This window comes from Micromonospora wenchangensis (genome assembly GCF_002210435.1).
Classification (GTDB): domain Bacteria; phylum Actinomycetota; class Actinomycetes; order Mycobacteriales; family Micromonosporaceae; genus Micromonospora; species Micromonospora wenchangensis.
This window is the reverse complement of sequence record NZ_MZMV01000025.1, coordinates 70,526-88,512: the sequence shown is the minus strand read 5'-3', so window position 1 is coordinate 88,512 and position 17,987 is coordinate 70,526. Positions and strand designations below refer to the sequence as shown.

Sequence of the window (17,987 nt, the reverse complement as noted above, 5' to 3'; positions counted from 1 at the left end):
GGTCACTTGCCCCACGGCGGACCAGTGTACGGGTAGCGCCCCGACTTTCCCAACCGGTCCCGCCCGGTCCGTGCCGACGAACTGTCAGCCGGCCGTCCGCACGGTCGCCCGCGCCTGCGACAGGACCTTCTCGCCGCCGCACCGGGCGGTCACATCGAGCCTGGTCAGGCCGGTTTCGGTGACCTCCTTGACCACCGCGTCGACGGTGATCTCGGTGCCCTCGTCGTCGTCCGGGACGACCACCGGCCGGGTGAACCGCACCCCGAACTCGACCACCGCGTCGGGCGCGCCGGCCCACTCGGTGACCGCCCGACCGACCAGCGCCATGGTGAACATGCCGTGGGCGATGACCCCGGGCAGCCCCACCTTCGTGGCGGTCCGGTCGCTCCAGTGGATCGGGTTGAAGTCCCCCGAGGCGCCCGCGTAGCGGACCAGGTCCGCCCGGGTCACCCGGAACGTACGGGTCGACAGTTCCACGTCAGGACTCCCCACGGACGACGAGCTTGGACCAGACGGCGACCACCGGTTCACCGGCCACGGTGGTCACGTCGGTGCGGGTGGTGAGGAAGCCGTGCCCGCTGCGGGAGCTGATCTCCTCGATGGTGTTCACACAGACCAGCTCGTCCCCGGCCACCACCGGCCGGGTGTAGGCGAACCGCTGGTCGCCGTGCACCACCCGGCTGTAGTCGACCCCGAGCGCCGGATCGTCGACGATCTGCTGGCTGGCGGCCATGGTGATCAGGACCGGGAAGGTGGGCGGGGCGACCACGTCCGGGTGGCCGAGCGCACGGGCCGCCGCCGGGTCGTGGTGGGCCGGGTCGGTCGCGCCGATGGCGGTGGCGAACTCGCGGATCTTTTCTCGGCCCACCTGGTAGGGGGCGGTCGGCGGGTACGTCCGGCCGACGAAGGACGGGTCCAGGGACATGCCGCCGAACCTACACGGGACGCACGAACGCCGACCCGTACGGGCGGGCGGCCCTGAAAGGGGCCGCGCCAGCCGTGCGGATCGGCGTCCGGGGAAGCGCTGCGGACCGGGCCGGCCTACTGCCGGCCGCGGGTCAGCGGGTCTCGCGGTGGACCGTGTGCTTGCCGTCCCGGGGGCAGAACTTCTTCAGCTCGATGCGGTCCGGGTCGTTGCGGCGGTTCTTGCGCGTGATGTAGTTGCGCTCCTTGCACTCCACACACGCCAAAGTGATCTTCGGCCGGACATCGGTCGCCTTCGCCACGGCGGAGTGCCTTCCTCGCTACGGATATCAACTACAGCGCATCAGCCTACGCGGACAACGCCTGGACATGCAAAGCGGGCGCCAGTGGCGCCCGTCCCACCGACCACCGGGGATGAGCCCGGAGGACGAGAGTAGCGGTGGCCGGACTTGAACCGGCGACACAGCGATTATGAGCCGCTTGCTCTGCCATCTGAGCTACACCGCCGCAGGCGGGTCCAGCCGGACCCTCTGAGCCCCCTTACGGAATCGAACCGTAGACCTTCTCCTTACCATGGAGACGCTCTGCCGACTGAGCTAAGGGGGCCTACCCGATCACCCCGGAGGGCGTCGCGCAGGGGATACATTACACGGCACCGCGCCGGGGGTGAAATGGGATCCCCCTGTCCCGTATCGCCGCAGCTCAGGGCACGACGCGGAGCCTCGGCAGCGCGTCCGGGTCGATCGCCTCCTGGTCGGTCTGGGCCCCGAACCAGGCCTCCAGCCGCTCGTACGGCAGCGGCCGGCTGAACAGGAAGCCCTGCCCGATCTCGCAGCCGATGTCCTGGAGCAGTTCGAGGGTCAGCTCGCTCTCCACCCCCTCGGCCACCACCGCCAGGCCGAACTGCTGGGACAGCGACACCACCGCGTTGACGATCGCCAGGTCCCCCGGGTCGGTCGCCATCCCCTGCACGAACGACCGGTCCACCTTCACCTCGTGCACCGGCAGCCGGCGCAGCTGGGCCAGCGACGAGTTGCCCGTGCCGAAGTCGTCAACCGCCAGCCGGACGCCGAGGTCCCGCAGCCGGCGCAGGGTGGGGATCGGCCGCTCGGTGCCGTCCAGGACCGCCGCCTCCGGGATCTCGACGGTCAGCAGTTGCGGCGGGACGCCGTACTCGGTCAGCAGCTCACCGACCCGGTCCGGGAAGTGCCTGTCGGTCAGCGAGCGGGCGGCGATGTTGACCGCCACCGCCAGCGGCTGCCCGGTGCGGCTCCAGTCCCGGCTGCGGCGCAGCCCCTCCCGGAGGACGAACTCGGTGAGCCGGCCCAGCTGCCCGGTGTGCTCGGCGACCGCGACGAAGTCCTCCGGGGAGACCGTGCCGTGCGCCGGGTGCTCCCAGCGGGCCAGGCACTCCACCCCGAGCAGACGGCGGTCCCGCAGGGTCACCTTCGGCTGGAAGTAGACCTCCAGCTCCCCCTCGTCGAGGGCGCGGCGCAGGTCACCGGCGAGCCCGAGCCGGCGCAGCGACCGCGACTCCAGCGCCGGGTTGAACAACTGCACGCTGCCCGGCACCGCCTTGGCCGCGGTGGCCGCCAGGTCGACCCGTTGCAGGAGGACGGCGGCATCGCTGCCGTGATCCGGGTGCACCGCCACCCCGACCGCGGTGTCCACGTCGAGGGTGAGCGCGTCGAAGACCATCTCGTCGCGGATCTGCTCACGGAGCTGGGCGGCCAGTTCCAGGGCCGCCTCGGCGTTCTCCAGCCGCAGCGTCACCAGGAACTCGTCCCCGCCGGCCCGACCCACCAGGGCCGACGAGGGGGCGCAGGCGCGCAGCCGCTCGGCCACCTCGACGAGGACCTTGTCCCCGGCCGCGTGGCCCAGCGACTCGTTGACCTGGCGCAGGCCGTCGACGTCGAAGAGCAGGACGGCGACCACCTCGCCGGGTGCCCGGATCTTGACCGCCTCGGCCAGCGCGGCGGTGATCCGCCGCCGATTGGGCAGCGTGGTCAGCGCGTCGTGGTAGGCGTCGTGGCGCAGCCGGTCGACCAGTCGGGAGTTCTCCAGGGCGACGGCGGCGTGCGCGGCCACGGTCTCGAAGACGGGGATGTCGCTCGTGGTGAAGTGGCCGATGTCGCTGAGCCGGTTGGTGACCTCCAGGGTGCCGATCACCGCCTGGCCGGACCGCAGCGGCACCACGATGGCGTCCTTGACCTGCTGCGCGCCGACCTCCCGGCGCAGTGCCGTGTCGTCGCCGAGCAGCCGCCCGATGGACAGCGTCTTACCCAGCTCACGGGCCTGTTCCCGGAAGACCGTCGGGGTGGGCGCGAAGTCCAGCAGGCCCGGGGTGTCGACCCGGGCGGTCAGCAGCACCTCGGGGTGCCGGCGCTGGGCGGGCAGCCACAGGGTGGCGTACTCGGCCTGCATCAGGGCCCGCACCCGGTCGAGGAGGATGTCGGCGAGCGCCCCCTCGGCGCTGTTGGTGAGCAGCCGGGTCAGGTCGTACATGCCGGTCAGGGTGCGGTGCTGCCGGAAGAACTGCGAGTAGGAGCGGTAGACCTGGAACAACGCCGCGAACAGCGCGGCCAGCAGCAGCACCGACCACCAGGTGGTCTTCAACGCGATCAGGACGAGCAGGCCCACCGAGGCGTTGATCGAGGTGGTGAGGAAGACCGAGGGCGCGGTACGCAGCGCCTCCCGGCCGGCCTGCCAACCCTGGAGCAGCACGTGCACCCCGGCCACCGAGAGCAGGCTGACCAGGGTGATGGTGTTGACCGCCAGGAACAGGATGCCCCAGGTGCCCGGCCCCACCCCCGCAAGCGGAGGCAGGGCCAGCAGGAGCAGTCCGGCCAACGAGGTGGCCGCCGCCGCCTTCGCGACGTTGAACCACAGCTTCGCCGGGGCGAACCGGTGTGACGCGCTCCAGATCAGCACGGAGAGCGTGTATATGAGCACCACCGTCAGCGGTGGCAGGAAGAAGAGCGCGACGACGAGGGGCACCTCGGTCAACGTCACCCCGACGGACTGCCGCCGGACTATGACGTTGAGGACCGGGATGCTGATCCCCGTCATCGCCACGAAGAGAACGAACGCCAGGCCCCACTTCCCGAACTCGGGTCGCAGGACACCGATCGCGGTGCTGAAGACGATGGCCAGCAGGGCCAGGGGGGCGGTGATGAACCAGGCGCGTTCGGTGGACTTACGCCGCTGATCTCGGCTGGCCATGCGCCACCCTCTCCCTGAGAGACGTCACCCCCAGGACACCGGGAGCGGGGACGACGCGGGGGCTTAGCGCGCGCCGCCCATCGTCCAGACGACGTCCGCCATTTGCGCGCTGCCGTCGATGGACTGGACGCCGGCGACGGCGAGTCCACCCAGGATGGTGGCGAGCACGAGGAGCGAGCCAAACAGCCGGCCCAGCCTTCGACCAGACATGATTGCTCCTGTCGAGAGAGTGTTCACGGGGGATGGTGGAGGTTCCACGATCGTGCCACACCTCGGGTACCCAGAAAAGCGGGGAGAGCGGCGCTGGTCCGAGCAGCGGAGAGGTTCCGCCGTTCGGCCCACCACCGTCACCTCCCCGTGCCAGATCAGCGGCACCAGGACGGGTAACAGCCTCCACGAATCGCCCAATGTCACTATCGACGCAAACCCGATCTTAACGGCGCGGGGCCGTTCTCCGGGCGGCAGGGCGGCCGTCGTGGTCGAGGGCCGCGACGACTGCTCCCGGAACCGTCACATCGATCACCATAGCTCATTTCGTCAGGTACGGAAGCGGCCTGTCGGGAGTCGACGGACTCCGCACCAGATCAACGACAAAACGCGCGTACGGTGGCGAGCCGGCGCGAGCAGGCGAAACACCCGCCAGAGGCGGTCGGACCCCGTGATGTCGTACCCCGATGTTGTCGTGAATCCATGACATCGCAGACACCGGTGACGCCGGTGATCGAGCAGCGGGCGGCCCAGCCATACCTGGGGATCAGACGCACGGTGACCATGGCGACCATCGGCGACGCCGCGGCCGCCCTGGCCGACCTGGCCGACTGGCTGACCGCGCGGGGAATCACCCCGGCCGGCCCGGACTTCCTGCGCTACCACGTGATCGACATGGAGCGGGAACTGGAGGTGGAGGCGGGCGTGCCGCTGCCGGCCGGCACGCAGCTCGCGATCGAAGCGCCCCTGGGCACCGACGTGCTGCCGGCCGGCCGCTACCTCACCACCACCCACGTCGGCGACCCCGACGAACTGGTCGCGGTGACCGGGGCGTTCCTGGAGTGGGCCCAGCGCAACGGGTTGCGCTGGGACGCCAGCGACACCGGCGCGGGTGAGCGCTGGGGCTGCCGGCTGGAGATCTACCACCTCGGCCCGGACGACGACCCGGACCGCAGCACCTGGCAGACGCAGCTGGCGTTCCGACTGGCGGACTGAGGGGGTACAGCCGGCCACCACGTCACTGCGCCGCCGCGAATGGTGCGGCGGGTTGCCGCGGGCGTTATCCCCGAGACACCGCCGGCCGGACAGCGGACCATGTACCGATGCGACCCGACGATGCGCTGGCCCGCCTCCAGGAGGCCGCCGTCCTGTGGAGCGTCGGGTCGGGCACGCCGGCCGGGGTGATCGGGGCCGCCTGCGACTGCCTGGTGGCGGGCGTGGACACCCCGACTCTTCGCATCCTGGCGGGCATTTCCCCCACTCCCGGCAGCGAGAGCGACGAACTTCGTCGGTGGCTCGGCGACGCACTGGCGGAACTTCCACTGACCTTCTTCCCGGAGGGCAGCCGGGCGGGTGAGGACGAAGCCGTCCGGGTCATGGCCCGCCGGCTGCTCGACCGGACGATCACCGCCCGCGCCCTCACCTCCTGGGCGTACGGGTTCATCACCCGGGACGGAACTCCGCTGGCGGCCGGGCTCATCGACCTTGAGTACGCGTACGAGATCGTCGAGGCCGTCGTCCACGACGGGCAGCCGTACCCGGACGATGCGGCTGCGGGAGTCGATGCGGACGTGCTCGCCGAGGCGCGGCGGCTGATCGGCGGCACAGCGGGAAACGGCTGAGCCACCGCCGCCACCTGAACGACCGCCGCCGGCGTCTGCGGTGTTCCCGCAGGCTCCGTCCGGCTGTGCTGCTGGCAGCATCGGGGCCATGGGATAGCTCGGGCGGTTTGGGGGTATGTCGGGGGTTATGGCAGGTCAGAACGGTGCGGTGGACGAGGAGCACGCGCGGCCGGAGGGCGTCGACGACGCGACGGTGGAGGCGTTGGGCAAGCTGAGTGAGGCGTTGGAGACGATCCACCGGGTGCGCGGGCACCTCTACTCCGCGCACCAGCTCGTCGGCGGCGCGGACCTCACCCTGGACCGGGTGGTGGAGCTGCTGCGCGGGGCCGGACACGACGAGGTGGCCGACCGCGTCGAACACGAGCTGCTGGGGCGCAACCTGCTCCCCGGCCGGTGGACGTTCCAGATCGTGGAGGAGTTCGACGACGGCTACTACGCCACGTTCCAGGAGATCGAACGGTACGCCCGGGAGAAGCTGGTCGGCGGCCGGCGGCACCTCTACGAGGCGGAGATAAAGCAGCGGCGGCGTACCCACGGCCTACCCGGCCACGAGGCCACGCCGGAGTCGGCGCGGCCTCTCTGACCGGGACGGGCGTCGCGCATGATCCACGCAACTGGGCCGAGGTAGCGGCATTCGCCCCGCCCCGATACCGCCACCTCGGCCCAACGGTGAGGCGAGCGGGAGGCGTGGGGGTCACCACTGGCGGCGTACACCTGCTTTGGGGCCGGTGACCAGGGTGGCGGGCGGGACGTCGTCGGCGACCACCGCGCCGGCCGCCACCACGGCGTCGCGGCCGATGCTGACGCCGGGGAGGATCGTCGCGCCGGCCCCGATCCAGACGTTCTCGGCCACGTCGATGGGCGCACCGGTCAGCCACTCCCGCCGCTGCACGGGGTCGACCGGATGGCCGAGGGTGATGAAGGTGGCCTTCGGGCCGATCATGACGCCTTCGCCGAGCCGGATACCGGCATAGTCGAGGAACGTGCAGTTCTGGTTGATGAACACCCGCTCCGCGATCTCCAGGTTGAGGCCGTGATCGGTGAAGAACGGCGGATAGATGGTGACCCGCGCCGGCAGCGGCCGGCCGAGAAGCTGCGCCAACAGTTCCCCCCGCCCGGCCTCGTCGTCGAAGGGCAGCACGTTCAGCCGGGAGGTCAACTCGGTGGCCCGCAGCACCCTCGCCGCCATCGCCTGGAACTCGGGGCTGTGGATACGCATGAAGCGGTCGTCGGACATCCCGCGATCCTCGCCGACGCTCCCCGTGCCCGACCCCGGGGACCGCCCACACTCACCGTTCCTCCCCCGGCCGGCGCACCGGGCCCGCATCAGCCGACGTGCCTGGGTCAGCTCCTCGATGAGCCGGTCGACCTGCCCGAGCGACAGCAACACGGCCTGGGTCGCGCCGTACCGGGTCGCGTCGAGCTTGATCGACGCCTCGCGTCGGACGAACCGGTCGACGAGTAGTTGCAGACTCACCCAGCCGGTCCGCTCCCGCCCCACGGTGGCGAGGAAACCCCGGTGCATCGGGTCGTTCGGCCCGCACCCCCGGCACCACACCGGACACGCGGCCGGCCGACCGCCCTCACTCATCGTCGACCCCCGGACGGCCGTCACCCTGATCCTCGGCCGGATCAGCCCTCGGCGGGTCACCGTCGCCCCTGCCCGGATCGACCTGGTCGACCGCCTGGGCCAGCAGGTCACGCAACTGGTCCGCCAGTTCGGCGGCCTGGGGCAGGGACAACTCGGCCCAGGCGTTGCCGGCCCGGCAGGTCGCGTGCACCCCGACGAGCGGCGTACCCGGGACTTCCGCGCTGATGAGGTACGTGACGACGAGGCCACTCGCCCGACTCTCACCGACCCGGAGCATCGGGCCACGATGCCGACGGGCCATGTGCGGCATCACCGGCGGGACCAGGAAACCGCAGCGTTCGGGGGTGCACCACGGCGGGTGGGTGGTGGTCGGCTTACCGGTACGGGTCACCGCCGCCACCGCCCACCGTTACCCCGACGTGCTTGGCCCGCCGTCAGCAGCGGGGCACACCGCAGGGTGGGCAGTTCGCGGGTCACCCCGACCGACCACCACGGCGTGGGCAGGGCAGCGGCGCTGGGCGGGTTCGTCGGGGCGCTGTGACGACCGGGGCCTGGCGGTGAGCGCTTTCGAGCCCGCCAGGACGAGAACCAACCACATCGACGATGAGTGCCGGACATCACACCTCCATAGGTGACCGGAGCGAGGACCCCGGGTTGCTTGGCTGCCAGCGGCGTGGCCTGGTCCTCCGAACGGCGTGACTCCAGGCCGACGACCTGCTCACGACAGGAACGCCATCGCCGCCAACTGGCTTAAGCCAGCTTCGACGAAGGGCAACAGGCTGTCAACAGCTGGCTTGAGCCAGTTGCGCTAGCCTGGGTACCACCTTGAGGAGTGGTGATCCGATGAATGATCAGCAGGAACGGCAACCTCCGAGCCGCCGCATCGCCGAGGAGCTACGGGCCGCGATCATGCGCGGTGACCTCGGCGACGGCGACCAACTACCTTCCGAACGCGATCTGGCCGCCAGATACGCCACGGCTCGCAACACCGCCCGGGAGGCGTTGGGCATCTTGCAGGCCGAGGGCCTTGCCCAGGCCCAACACGGCCGAGGCGTGTTCGTACGCCTGCGGCGTCCGCTGATGAGGATGGGTCGCGACCGATACTCCCGCCGGGCGCGGAACGAGACGGGACTTTCGCCGTTCCGCATCGAGGTGGAGCGGCAGGGACGGACCCCGCACACGGAGTGCCGGTCGGTGACCACCGTGCAGCCGCCCGCCGAGGTCGCCCAGCGGCTGGGACTCGACGCCGGCCAGGAGGTCGTCCGGCGAGAGAACTGGTACTTCGCCGACGACGAGCCGATGCAGGTCGGAGTGACCTACATCCCGACAGCGGTGGTCGAGGGATCACCACTGGCGAGTGCGAAGAAGCTCGGCCGAGGCAGCATCTACCAGCGGTTCGAGGATCTCGGCTATCCGATCGCGCGCATCCGGGAGGAGGTGAGCGCCCGGATGCCGACGCCGGACGAGGTGAAGGGGCTCTCGATGCCGCCGGGCGTACCCGTGATCGAGTTGCTGCACACCAGCCTCGATGGTGATGGACGAGCCTTCGAGGTGACCCGGTTCGTCATGCGCGCCGACGTGAACGGCCTGGACTACAACATGCCCGTTGAGGACTGATCGCCAGCGGGTCAGCCGGGCAGGTATCGCCCGGGTGGCCGGTCTCGCGCTGCTGTGGGGTTCCGGCTTTCTCTGGATCAAGCTCGCGTTGCGCGGCTTCAACCCGGTGCAGATCGTGTTCGCCCGGCTCCTGCTCGGCTTCCTGGTCCTGACCCCGATCGCGCTGTCCCGGGGACTCCGCATTCCGAGGCAAGGGCGACTGTGGGGTCACCTGTTCGTGGCCGCCCTGGTCGCCAACGCCGTGCCGTACCTGTTGTTCAGCATCGCTGAGGAGACGATCGGGTCGAACGTGGCGGGGGTGCTCAACGCGACCACGCCGTTGTGGACGTTGCTGCTGGCCTTCCTCGTCGGCGTCGACCGGACCGTCACCGTCAAGAAGGCCGCCGGGTTCGCCCTCGGGTTCCTCGGCGTCGTGGTCATCTTCTCGCCGTGGGAGTCGGCGAGCGAGATCGCAAGTTGGGGTGGCCTCGCCTGCCTCGCCGCAGCCGCCAGCTACGGGCTCGGCTACGTATACATGGGCCGATACCTGACCGGGCGCGGAATCCCGCCGCTCATGCTGTCGGCGACCCAACTCGGCGCGGCTGCCGTTCTGCTGGTGCCGGCGCTGCCATTCGCCGGGTTGGAGTCGCCGGAGTGGCGGCTCGATGCGGTGGTGAGCCTGCTCGTCCTCGGAGTGCTCGGCACCGGGGTCGCCTACGTCCTGAACTACCGCATCATCGACGACGAGGGGCCGACCGCCGCATCGGTGGTCACCTACCTGCTGCCCGTCGTCGCCGTGGTCCTCGGATGGGTCATCCTCCGCGAGGCCGTCACGACCGCGATCGTGATCGGTATCGCCCTGGTCCTCGCCGGAGTCACCCTGACCCGGAAACGTTCCACCGAAATCGGATAACCCACACTTCACATCGATTAGCAATCCTCGTACCCGGGTGGGTGGGATGGCCGGCCCATCCTGATAGTCACCGAGTCGAAGCCGGCCACCGACGCTCGCCGTCGGATCGGATCATCGGCGCTGAACCGCGTGGAGGACGCTAATGCAGGTGATCATGGCAACCAGCCCGGCCAAGCCCGACCAGCCCAACGAGGACTTCGCCGGTGCCGTGCCGAATGCCGTCGTCCTACTCGACGGTGCCGGCCTGTCCGGCACCACATCCACCTGTCTCCACGGCGTCGCCTGGTACACCCGCCGGCTCGGCGGGGCGCTGCTCGGCCAACTGGCGGCCGACGACGGTCAGGACCTCACCACCATCCTCGGGCAGGCGATCGTGGAGGTTGCCGACGCGCACCGGGACACCTGCGACATCGGTGACCCGAGCAGTCCGTCAGCGACCGTCACCATCTTCCGGACCGACGACGACCGCGCCGACTACCTCGCGCTCGCCGACTCCGTGCTGGTCCTCGACCGCGCCGGAGACGTCCCCGAAGTGATCACCGACGGGCGGGTGGACGCCGTCGGCAGCCGCTACCGCGCCGCGATGGACGCCGCCCCGAACGGGAGCCCCGAACACGACCGGGCGCTCCGCAAATACATCGAAGCCCTCCGCGTCCACCGCAACCGGCCCGGCGGGTTCTGGGTCGCCGCCGACGATCCGGGGGTGGCAGCGGAAGCCCTGACCGGGAGTCGACCTGTCTCGGAACTCAGGGGTGCCGTCCTGCTCAGTGACGGAGCCAGCCGCATCGTGGACCAGTTCGCGCTGGCGGACTGGCCGGAGGTTCTTGCGCTCATCGCTGCGGAGGGGCCGGGCGGGGTGATCCGGCGGGTTCGGGCGGCGGAGGCCGGCGACCCGCAGGGTAGGCGGTGGCCGCGCGCCAAGGCGTACGACGACGCCACACTGGCCTGGTGCACCCGGTTCCCCGCCCGACAGGCACCCGCTGGATCGGGATTCACGCCCGTGGTGTACAGGATCGAACGGTGACACGTATGCGACGCAGGTGGCCGGTCGACCGATCGGAGTGGGACGGAAGCGAGGGTAGACAAAGAATGCCCCTGACCGGCGTTCTCGCTGGTCAGGGGCCTCTTTAGGCACCTGGTGGCGGGTAGGATTCCAACGTCTGCAGCTTTCGCGACGGATTTTCAGAGCGCCACTTACACGCGCTTGACCTGCGCAAACAGTCAGGATGCAAAGCCTGGGCCAAATCGCCCATGCTCGTGATGACTGCGTCAGCGCCAGCAAACTGGAATGTTGCGATCTTGGCACGCGACTCGCGTATCCGATTACCCAAAATACCGGCAGCTTGTGCACCCTCGATGTCCGAGAGAGAATCGCCAACAAGCACGCAGAGGCGCGGCGGTATTTCGAGAGTCCGGGCGGCTTGCAGGATCGGTTCGGGGTTGGGCTTCATGCGGGCCGGATCGGCGTACGCCCGGCCAATGACCGGCGACACGTGCTCGGCGAGCCGGTGCGCCGCGAGGTAAGCCGTCACCGCGTCGGCCGAATTGTTGCTTACCGCCGCCGCCGGCATCCCGGCCTGCCGGGCCGCCACGATGACCTCCCGCCCGTACGGCGTCGGTGCCGCCGTCTCCACGGCTCGGCGCTCAGCCTCGCAGAGCGCATCCTCTACGACCCGAGTGACGCCATAATCGCCAGCCGCGCCGGTGCGGCGTAGCACTTCAAGCGGGTCCGGCTCACTGGCGAGATCCGGTGGCACATCGACGCTGCGCCGCCGCAGTACGTCCACCAACTCAGCCGCGATCTGCGGCGCGGGATACCCGGCGAAGCTGTTGCACACCGGTCCATCAACGTCGAGCAGCACCGCGCCAACCTTGCCGAGCAGTCGGTTGAGATCGGCCCTCGTCCGTCGTACCGATAGGCGATCGTGGACCACACGGAGTCGAACCGCTGGCGCGACGTTTCCACGACCCTGCGTGCCGTGCGAGGCGTCGTCGGTCACCGCGTAGTGGAACAGCGGCACATCTTTGCCCATGAGGTCGTAGATTGTCATGGGTTCACCCTTGATCGAGACCGGTGCGCTCAACGACCGGGTAGAAGCCGTAGAAGACCTCTTCCCCGTTCAGGATGTATTGCTTGAACAGGGGCGACGCTCGGTGCATCCGTACCTCTACCGTGGTCGACCGAATCAAACCGAGGTCGCCTAGTTCGGCTACCTGGTCGATGATGCCGTCTGCCGCCCGGCGCGTGATGCGCTCGGCTCGCTCTCGCACAGCCGGATCGTCCGCCTGAGTCTCAGCCCGAGCGGGCAGCGCCATAGGCACCGTCATGTCGGAGATCAACACCCGTACCGCGATCGTTTCCGGCGCGAGCCTGCCTACCCGCACCTTGTCGAGCGTCTCGGCGAGCGCGACTCGCAGCGTCTCGCCGAGAATCCGGCGAAGTCGATGGTGACGTGCGGCCTCTCGAATGCGGCTTTGATGTGTGGCCGCAGATCTACGGCTCGCGTTCGACAAGGCCAGCGGCCTGCCCGAACCCATGGCCCGCGCTCTCAACGCCCGTTCGTGGTACGAACACGCAGCGGCCTACGTCGACATGAAGTGGCCTCGCGCGTCGGCAAAGCATCGCAAGGGCATTGCCGAGACGCTGGCCACCGTCACACCGGCGCTGATGGCGACGGACCGGGGCGTACCCAGCGACAAGGCGCTACGAGCCGCGCTCTTCGGGTGGGTGTTCAACAAGACTCGCCGCGAAGCTGGTGATCCGCCCACTCACCTGGCCGCCGCTGTTCGCTGACTCAAGGCCAACACCGTTGATCTGACGGCACTCACCGACGCTACTTTGGTACGGAAGGCGCTCGACACGCTCCCCCTACGGATGGATGGTGCCCCCGCCTCGGCAAGCACGATCGCCCGCAAGCCCTCGCAAGCACGATCAGATGGCGACACGTATGCGACACAGCCAGCGAGATCGATCGGGCTGAAGCGGGACTGAGTGAGACTCACGAAAGCGGCCCCTGACCGGCGTTCTCGCTGTTCAGGGGCCACTTTGTGCACCTGGTGGCGGGTAGAGGATTCGAACCTCTGTAGCTTTTGCGACGGATTTACAGGGCGCCCGTGATCTTGATCGCCTCAGCGCCTGCGAACTGGCGATTTGCTCGTCCGGACAGAGGCGACCCGGTCAGCCGCCCACCATCTGCCCACGCCCACCAGGTTCGCCAAATCCCTCAGGACGCCGAGGGCAACGGCGAACCAGACGGCCTGCCGACTTCCCCCGGCGGGGTGGGAGAACTGGTGGGCGTAGGCACCGACATGGAAGGCGTCACCGCCGGAGCGCCCGACTGGTTAGAGGACCAGACCAGGGGCACAACTATCGCGACGATCGCGACCAGCAGAGCAAAGATCGCAACCACCGCTGAGATCCAAGCCACGCGCCGACTGTCCTTGGCCACCCCGAGAGCCTCAAGCTCTCTCTGCTCAGCACGCTCAAGCCGTTGCTGGTCGTCGGCCCGGTCGTGCTCGACCTTCGACACGAAGTCCGCGAACTGCTGTGCCAAGGCAGCGTTCCACTTCAGGAGCTCCGTCTCACGTTGCTCAGCCCGCTCGTGACGCTCCGCCCTCTCGGCCTCCCTCGCGGTCACGGCCTCTTCAAGGTCGTCCATCATCCGCTCGGATTCGATACGCCACTGCTCACGCTCGCGCGCCTGCCGCTCGAAGTCGCGCAGGAAATTCCTCGGATCAACCACGAAGCGCCCGTCGCCCTTCAGTCATGCCTCTTTGTCCTCACCAGCCTCAGCCCTGCGGTCAACAACCGGTCATTCGAGGGCATTCCCGATCTTGTCGTTCATGGTGTCGCCTCCGCCGTCGATGCAGTTGGCGTAGACGCGGAGCAGGACAGCGACGCCGTGGCCCAGGCGCCGGGCGACCTCGGTCGGCGGAACACCAGCGTTCAGCCAGAGCGAGGCTGCTGCGTGCCTCAGGTCGTAGGGCCGGCGGACGAGCGGCGAGGCGATCTGAGATTCGGTCAGCGCCTTCTCGCGGGCGAGCTTCCACCAGCGGTCGTAGACCGACTCGGAGAGCGGCCCACCGTGCAGGCCCCGAAAGAAGCGCCCGTCCGGGCCGACCCCGTGGTTGTCGACGTGCGCACACAGCAGCTCGACCAACCGGGGCGGGATCGGGACCGTCTGAGTCTCGGCCCTCCCCCGGTGCTTGAGTCCGCGCCGTACCTACAAGTGGACGTGTTGTCTATACGTCGAAACGTGTCGCTTGGTTGGCACTTGGTAAGACAAGTGCCAGGTACGGTGAGCAGGTGCCCACCCCGCACTACGGCCTGCCCCGCTACCGCGTCATCGCCGACGAACTGAGGAAGCGCATCGAGACCGGGCTCATCCCTGCAGGGGCTCTGCTTCCCGCCGAGAGCGCCCTCAGCGCTGAATTCCAAGCAGCCCGCGGAACGATCCGCCAGGCCATAGCGGTCTTGCGGGACGCGGAACTCGTCGCTACCGAACATGGGCGCGGCACCTACGCAAGCGTCGGGCGACATGAAAGAGAATCGCGGAGGTCGGACTCGGGCGCACGAGAACGAACGCTCCCCGCGGACGCCGAGCTTGCGGCTCTCTTCGACATCGGTGCGGGCGCGACTCTTGTCGAGCAGCAGCGTATCGAGCGAACCAATGGAACCGTTAGGGCAGTCGTTCGGACTTACCGACTATTCCGTCCGAGCCAGTAGAGGCGTCGGAAGATGCTGAGCCACGCCCGGTTGCATTAAAGGCACCCACTCGGATCCATCGCTCCAGCCAGACTGCCTGAAGTCCCTTACCTCGAAGTCGCTGGAGCGACCCCGGACTAGAGCCACAAGCACCCAGATGGGTCATCCCAGAAACGCTGTGATGCACTAGACACCGCCACCCGCGAGCAGTCGGTAAAGAGCGAGTAGGCGGGACAATCGCCCTGGTCAGACTCCAAACGGAGTAGACGGCGCAGTTCCCTGGCGTTCGCGCTGACGCTGCCCGCAGCGGCTCCTTCTGCGGGTCGAAGCTCCTGACGCCATGGCCAAAGATTGGCACATAGCGGACTATTAGGGCACGCTCACATAGCGATCGGCGACCATGGAGACAGATCATCGGATTGGCTGGTTCCCATCGCCAACTACCTACCGGTACCGTTAGCCCTCACAACCTGGATGGCTGAAGAAGGGTCACGCGTGGCGGCCAGCGAGCGATACCGAATAATCCGTGCTCTCGGCGTAGGCAGTTACGCGGAGGTGTTCCGGGCAGAGCATCGTGAAAGCGCAGAGGCCGTCGCATTCAAGCGAGCAAAGCGCTTCACCGCAGCCAAAGATCGAATAAAGCGTGAAATCGAAGCGCAAAAGCAGTTAGCGCATCCAAACGTCATGCCGATTTTTGACCATGACGAAACCTTCAGCTGGTATGCGATGCCGTTAGCGCTGGGTTCCCTCGCCGATCTCCGTAAGACCCTCACTGAGGACGACCTGGAGACCATACTCCTAGATGTCGCGGCCGGCCTCAAGGTGGCACATGAGCAACGGCTAATACATAGAGACATCTCTCCGGGAAACATTTTCGGGATGCGGACGGGAACCGGTAGCCGTCTTCGATGGCTAGTTGGCGACTGGGGTATGGTGAAACATCCACCGGAGATGGCTTCGAGACCGCTGACAAGAACCGGTGACCGAATGGGCACGCCAGGCTTCGACGCACCGGAACTTGATGTAGATCCCAGCGCCGCCACCCCCGCCGCTGATGTCTTTAGCCTCGGAAGAATTGCAGCATGGTTTGTCTCGGGAAAGCCGGCGCAATCAGCCTTCCCACCACTTCCAGACGACGAATATATTCATTGGCGACCCTTCGTGCGGGCCTGCACTTTCCAGGAGGTAGGGCTTCGACTCCAGACAGTCGACGACCTAGAGGAGACGCTGCGCCAAGTCTCTGACAATCGGGACGTACCGCTCCATGTCCAGGCCGCCAGACTGATTGAAGGGTTATTATTCGGAGACGTCGAAAACCTTGATGCCCTTCTCTCCCTTGCAGCGACGCACCCGGAAGACTTCGCGCTTTACATCGACTACGTAGCCCGGATTCCAACTAGCCAACTACCCGCCTGGACCGCGAAGCACCGGGAAAGGGCTGCCAATATCGCTACCGTGATGGCGAATCACTTGATATCAGGCCCTTGGGATGACCGTGACCCCGAATACGCTGCCACCCCCCTCACGTTCGTCCTGACCGTGCTTCGCTCTTTGGTTGACGTACAGTCTCTCGGGCTCGCACAGGACGCGGCGCCCTACTACTTCACAGCAGATGCCCAACGAGGCGACGCCGGCCAACGGGCTAGGACGTTGGAGTGGCTGGCGGAACTAGACGAAGCCGCGGCGCGTCCAATCAGCCGCACCATGGCCCCTCGCCCTGAACTGGTGGAATACTACCGGGAGGCCGGCTGGCACCCTCGCAGCGTCGTCCTGCAAGCCCTGCTGACGCCAGCCCCAAGCCCTGCTGACGCTGTCGGCAACAGGGGGCCAGTGGCGAGCCAGCCAACCGCCGTGGTGGAATAGGCTGTGCAGCAGACCACCGACGGGCCGGGAACGACGCAGAAGACAGCCTCTAGCACCGCCATGCCGCCAGAGCCTGGCTCTGGCAAGGGTAGGAGCCACGGCACAAGCAGCAGCGAACCGTTCGACCGGTGGTTTCGCTACCCGGCTGGGTTTGCGTCTGACTATGTCGCGCTTCTACTCCAACAGTTGGGCCTCAAGCAGGGCAGCCTGATCGTCGACCCGTTTGCTGGCACAGCGGTAACCGGAACTTCAGCTCGACGTCTGGGGCACTCCTTCATCGGGATTGAAGCGCACCCAGCGATAGCTGAGCTCGCTTCGATCAAGCTTCAAAAGCCGCCAGGCGAGCCAAACCTGCTCGTAGAGACAGGACGCCTCTTGGTGGAGAAGGTCAGCGCAGCACCGCTTGTCTACGCTGCCGATAATTTGCCTGATCTGGTAAGGCGGTGCTTTACCTCCGAGGTACTCTCGACGCTTATTAGTCTACGGGAAACAATATGCGCTAGCGGCAGCCCGTGGAGCACCTACCTAAAGTGGGGACTGCTCAGTACACTCCGGGACGTTGCGTCTGTACGAGTCGGTTGGCCCTATCAAAACCCGAATATGCAACGGAAACCGAGACACTCGGATCCCCTGTTGCGATTCGTGCGACGACTTGAGTGGATGGCCGAAGATATCCGGAAGTGGGACTGGACTACTTCCGGTCAAAGCCATGCCGTTGTAGCCGGAGACTCCACCCTGCGCTCCAGCTGGCAGAGCATCGCCCCAGCGTCGGCCGCTGGTTGCGTTTCCTCGCCACCCTACCTGAATAACTTCGACTATGCCGACGCGACACGCTTGGAGCTGTATTTCTGGGGAGAGGTAAAGACCTGGGCAGAGATGTGTTCGACGGTCCGCGCAGGCATGGTCACCGCCACTACCCAACAAAGTAGCGTCGTTGCGGCCCGATCGGCAGAGGACTTCCTTGCGAAGCATAAAAAGGTAGCGGACGAGATCAAGGCGCTGGTAGCAAACCTCCGAGACCAACGCCTGCTGCGTCCACGTGGGAAGGAGTATGACCGAGTCGTTCCTGAATACTTCGCATCAATGAGCCAGGTACTGGCCAACTTGTCTTCAGCTTTGGGCGCAAATTCGAGTGCAGTGTGGCTGGTAGGCGATAGCGCGCCTTACGGAGTGTATATCGACACTCCCGGAATCATCGGCAGGCTGGCGCGTGAACACGGATTCAGCCTGGAGCAAGATGTTAAGTTGCGTAAACGCGGCCAGAGATGGTCGGGCAATTCGGCCCGGCACAACGTCGAGCTTTCGGAGAGGCTGATCGTGCTTCGTCGCGAATGAGCGGTGGTC

At 67.5% G+C, this 17,987-nt stretch carries 19 protein-coding genes, 2 tRNA genes and 3 pseudogenes; 11 read left to right on the top strand and 13 right to left on the bottom strand.

What is annotated here, in order from left to right; genetic code table 11:
- Positions 1-84: 84 nt before the first annotated feature.
- From B5D80_RS16605 to B5D80_RS33705, 7 genes are all read right to left on the bottom strand, one after another.
- Positions 85-477: a MaoC family dehydratase gene (locus tag B5D80_RS16605; RefSeq protein WP_088644786.1), complete on the bottom strand. Its 393-nt coding sequence runs from the start codon at positions 475-477 to the stop codon at positions 85-87.
- Between the two features lies 1 nt (position 478).
- Positions 479-925 carry a MaoC family dehydratase N-terminal domain-containing protein gene (locus B5D80_RS16600; protein ID WP_088644785.1) on the bottom strand — a complete coding sequence of 149 codons (447 nt, stop codon included), beginning with the start codon at positions 923-925 and terminating at the stop codon, positions 479-481.
- A gap of 133 nt (positions 926-1,058) precedes the next feature.
- Positions 1,059-1,226 (bottom strand): 50S ribosomal protein L33, encoded by a 168-nt coding sequence (gene rpmG, locus B5D80_RS16595; protein ID WP_013288652.1) that lies wholly within the window; start codon positions 1,224-1,226, stop codon positions 1,059-1,061.
- Positions 1,227-1,358: 132 nt separating this feature from the next.
- Positions 1,359-1,431: transfer RNA gene (locus tag B5D80_RS16590), tRNA-Met, on the bottom strand.
- Between the two features lie 26 nt (positions 1,432-1,457).
- Positions 1,458-1,530: transfer RNA gene (locus tag B5D80_RS16585), tRNA-Thr, on the bottom strand.
- A gap of 96 nt (positions 1,531-1,626) precedes the next feature.
- On the bottom strand, positions 1,627-4,146 hold the full coding sequence (locus B5D80_RS16580) for a putative bifunctional diguanylate cyclase/phosphodiesterase (protein WP_088644784.1): 2,520 nt from the start codon (positions 4,144-4,146) through the stop codon (positions 1,627-1,629).
- A gap of 63 nt (positions 4,147-4,209) precedes the next feature.
- The gene (locus tag B5D80_RS33705; RefSeq protein WP_169733070.1) at positions 4,210-4,356 is read right to left on the bottom strand and encodes a hypothetical protein; all 147 of its coding nucleotides are present in this window, start codon (positions 4,354-4,356) and stop codon (positions 4,210-4,212) included.
- A 480-nt stretch (positions 4,357-4,836) separates the two neighbouring features.
- On the opposite strand from B5D80_RS33705, the gene B5D80_RS16575 reads away from it, so the two are divergent.
- The 3 genes from B5D80_RS16575 (at position 4,837) to B5D80_RS16565 (ending at position 6,558) form a co-directional block, all read left to right on the top strand.
- On the top strand, positions 4,837-5,349 hold the full coding sequence (locus tag B5D80_RS16575) for a GyrI-like domain-containing protein (RefSeq protein WP_088644783.1): 513 nt from the start codon (positions 4,837-4,839) through the stop codon (positions 5,347-5,349).
- A 107-nt stretch (positions 5,350-5,456) separates the two neighbouring features.
- The gene (locus tag B5D80_RS16570) at positions 5,457-5,975 is read left to right on the top strand and encodes a hypothetical protein (protein ID WP_088644782.1); all 519 of its coding nucleotides are present in this window, start codon (positions 5,457-5,459) and stop codon (positions 5,973-5,975) included.
- 127 nt (positions 5,976-6,102) lie between these two features.
- Positions 6,103-6,558, top strand: a complete 456-nt coding sequence (locus tag B5D80_RS16565) for a hypothetical protein (protein WP_088644781.1) — start codon at positions 6,103-6,105, stop codon at positions 6,556-6,558.
- 111 nt (positions 6,559-6,669) lie between these two features.
- Here B5D80_RS16565 and B5D80_RS34365 read toward each other — a convergent pair whose 3' ends face one another.
- Both B5D80_RS34365 and B5D80_RS16555 read right to left on the bottom strand, forming a co-directional pair.
- Entirely contained in the window at positions 6,670-7,500 is an 831-nt protein-coding gene (locus tag B5D80_RS34365; RefSeq protein ID WP_245854655.1) for a DapH/DapD/GlmU-related protein, read from the bottom strand.
- Between the two features lie 58 nt (positions 7,501-7,558).
- A complete protein-coding gene (locus tag B5D80_RS16555; protein WP_144081693.1) occupies positions 7,559-7,957 on the bottom strand; it encodes a hypothetical protein in 399 nt (132 codons plus the stop codon).
- A gap of 452 nt (positions 7,958-8,409) precedes the next feature.
- Between B5D80_RS16555 and B5D80_RS16550 the strand changes: the two genes are divergently transcribed.
- From B5D80_RS16550 to B5D80_RS16540, 3 genes are all read left to right on the top strand, one after another.
- On the top strand, positions 8,410-9,183 hold the full coding sequence (locus B5D80_RS16550) for a GntR family transcriptional regulator (RefSeq protein ID WP_088644779.1): 774 nt from the start codon (positions 8,410-8,412) through the stop codon (positions 9,181-9,183).
- Complete coding sequence (locus B5D80_RS16545) at positions 9,173-10,075, top strand: DMT family transporter (RefSeq protein WP_211291530.1); 903 nt, start codon at positions 9,173-9,175, stop codon at positions 10,073-10,075. The genes B5D80_RS16550 and B5D80_RS16545 overlap by 11 nt, the downstream gene beginning before the upstream one ends.
- A 154-nt stretch (positions 10,076-10,229) precedes the next feature.
- Complete coding sequence (locus tag B5D80_RS16540; RefSeq protein WP_245854654.1) at positions 10,230-11,099, top strand: protein phosphatase 2C domain-containing protein; 870 nt, start codon at positions 10,230-10,232, stop codon at positions 11,097-11,099.
- A 205-nt stretch (positions 11,100-11,304) separates the two neighbouring features.
- On the opposite strand, the pseudogene B5D80_RS16535 reads toward B5D80_RS16540, so the two are convergent.
- Positions 11,305-12,009, bottom strand: a pseudogene (locus B5D80_RS16535) (HAD family hydrolase); the annotation flags it as partial.
- Positions 11,979-12,579, bottom strand: a pseudogene (locus tag B5D80_RS16530) (GntR family transcriptional regulator); the annotation flags it as partial. The pseudogenes B5D80_RS16530 and B5D80_RS16535, both read right to left, overlap by 31 nt.
- On the opposite strand from B5D80_RS16530, the gene B5D80_RS16525 reads away from it, so the two are divergent.
- The gene (locus tag B5D80_RS16525; protein WP_281253466.1) at positions 12,558-12,869 is read left to right on the top strand and encodes a hypothetical protein; all 312 of its coding nucleotides are present in this window, start codon (positions 12,558-12,560) and stop codon (positions 12,867-12,869) included. The pseudogene B5D80_RS16530 and the gene B5D80_RS16525 overlap by 22 nt on opposite strands.
- Before the next feature lie 430 nt (positions 12,870-13,299).
- Here the strand turns inward: B5D80_RS16525 and B5D80_RS16520 are convergent, their stop codons facing one another.
- Both B5D80_RS16520 and B5D80_RS16515 read right to left on the bottom strand, forming a co-directional pair.
- A complete protein-coding gene (locus B5D80_RS16520) occupies positions 13,300-13,818 on the bottom strand; it encodes a hypothetical protein (protein WP_088644776.1) in 519 nt (172 codons plus the stop codon).
- 69 nt (positions 13,819-13,887) lie between these two features.
- Entirely contained in the window at positions 13,888-14,235 is a 348-nt protein-coding gene (locus tag B5D80_RS16515) for a site-specific integrase (RefSeq protein WP_245854651.1), read from the bottom strand.
- Between the two features lie 146 nt (positions 14,236-14,381).
- Between B5D80_RS16515 and B5D80_RS35125 the strand changes: the two genes are divergently transcribed.
- The 4 genes and pseudogenes from B5D80_RS35125 (at position 14,382) to B5D80_RS34360 (ending at position 17,978) form a co-directional block, all read left to right on the top strand.
- Complete coding sequence (locus B5D80_RS35125; RefSeq protein ID WP_158224199.1) at positions 14,382-14,801, top strand: GntR family transcriptional regulator; 420 nt, start codon at positions 14,382-14,384, stop codon at positions 14,799-14,801.
- 474 nt (positions 14,802-15,275) lie between these two features.
- Positions 15,276-16,643 (top strand): protein kinase domain-containing protein, encoded by a 1,368-nt coding sequence (locus B5D80_RS16505; protein ID WP_158224198.1) that lies wholly within the window; start codon positions 15,276-15,278, stop codon positions 16,641-16,643.
- Positions 16,644-16,703: 60 nt separating this feature from the next.
- Positions 16,704-16,946 (top strand): annotated as a pseudogene (locus B5D80_RS35120) (DNA methyltransferase); the annotation flags it as partial.
- A 357-nt stretch (positions 16,947-17,303) separates the two neighbouring features.
- Complete coding sequence (locus B5D80_RS34360) at positions 17,304-17,978, top strand: hypothetical protein (protein WP_245854649.1); 675 nt, start codon at positions 17,304-17,306, stop codon at positions 17,976-17,978.
- Positions 17,979-17,987: the final 9 nt, after the last annotated feature.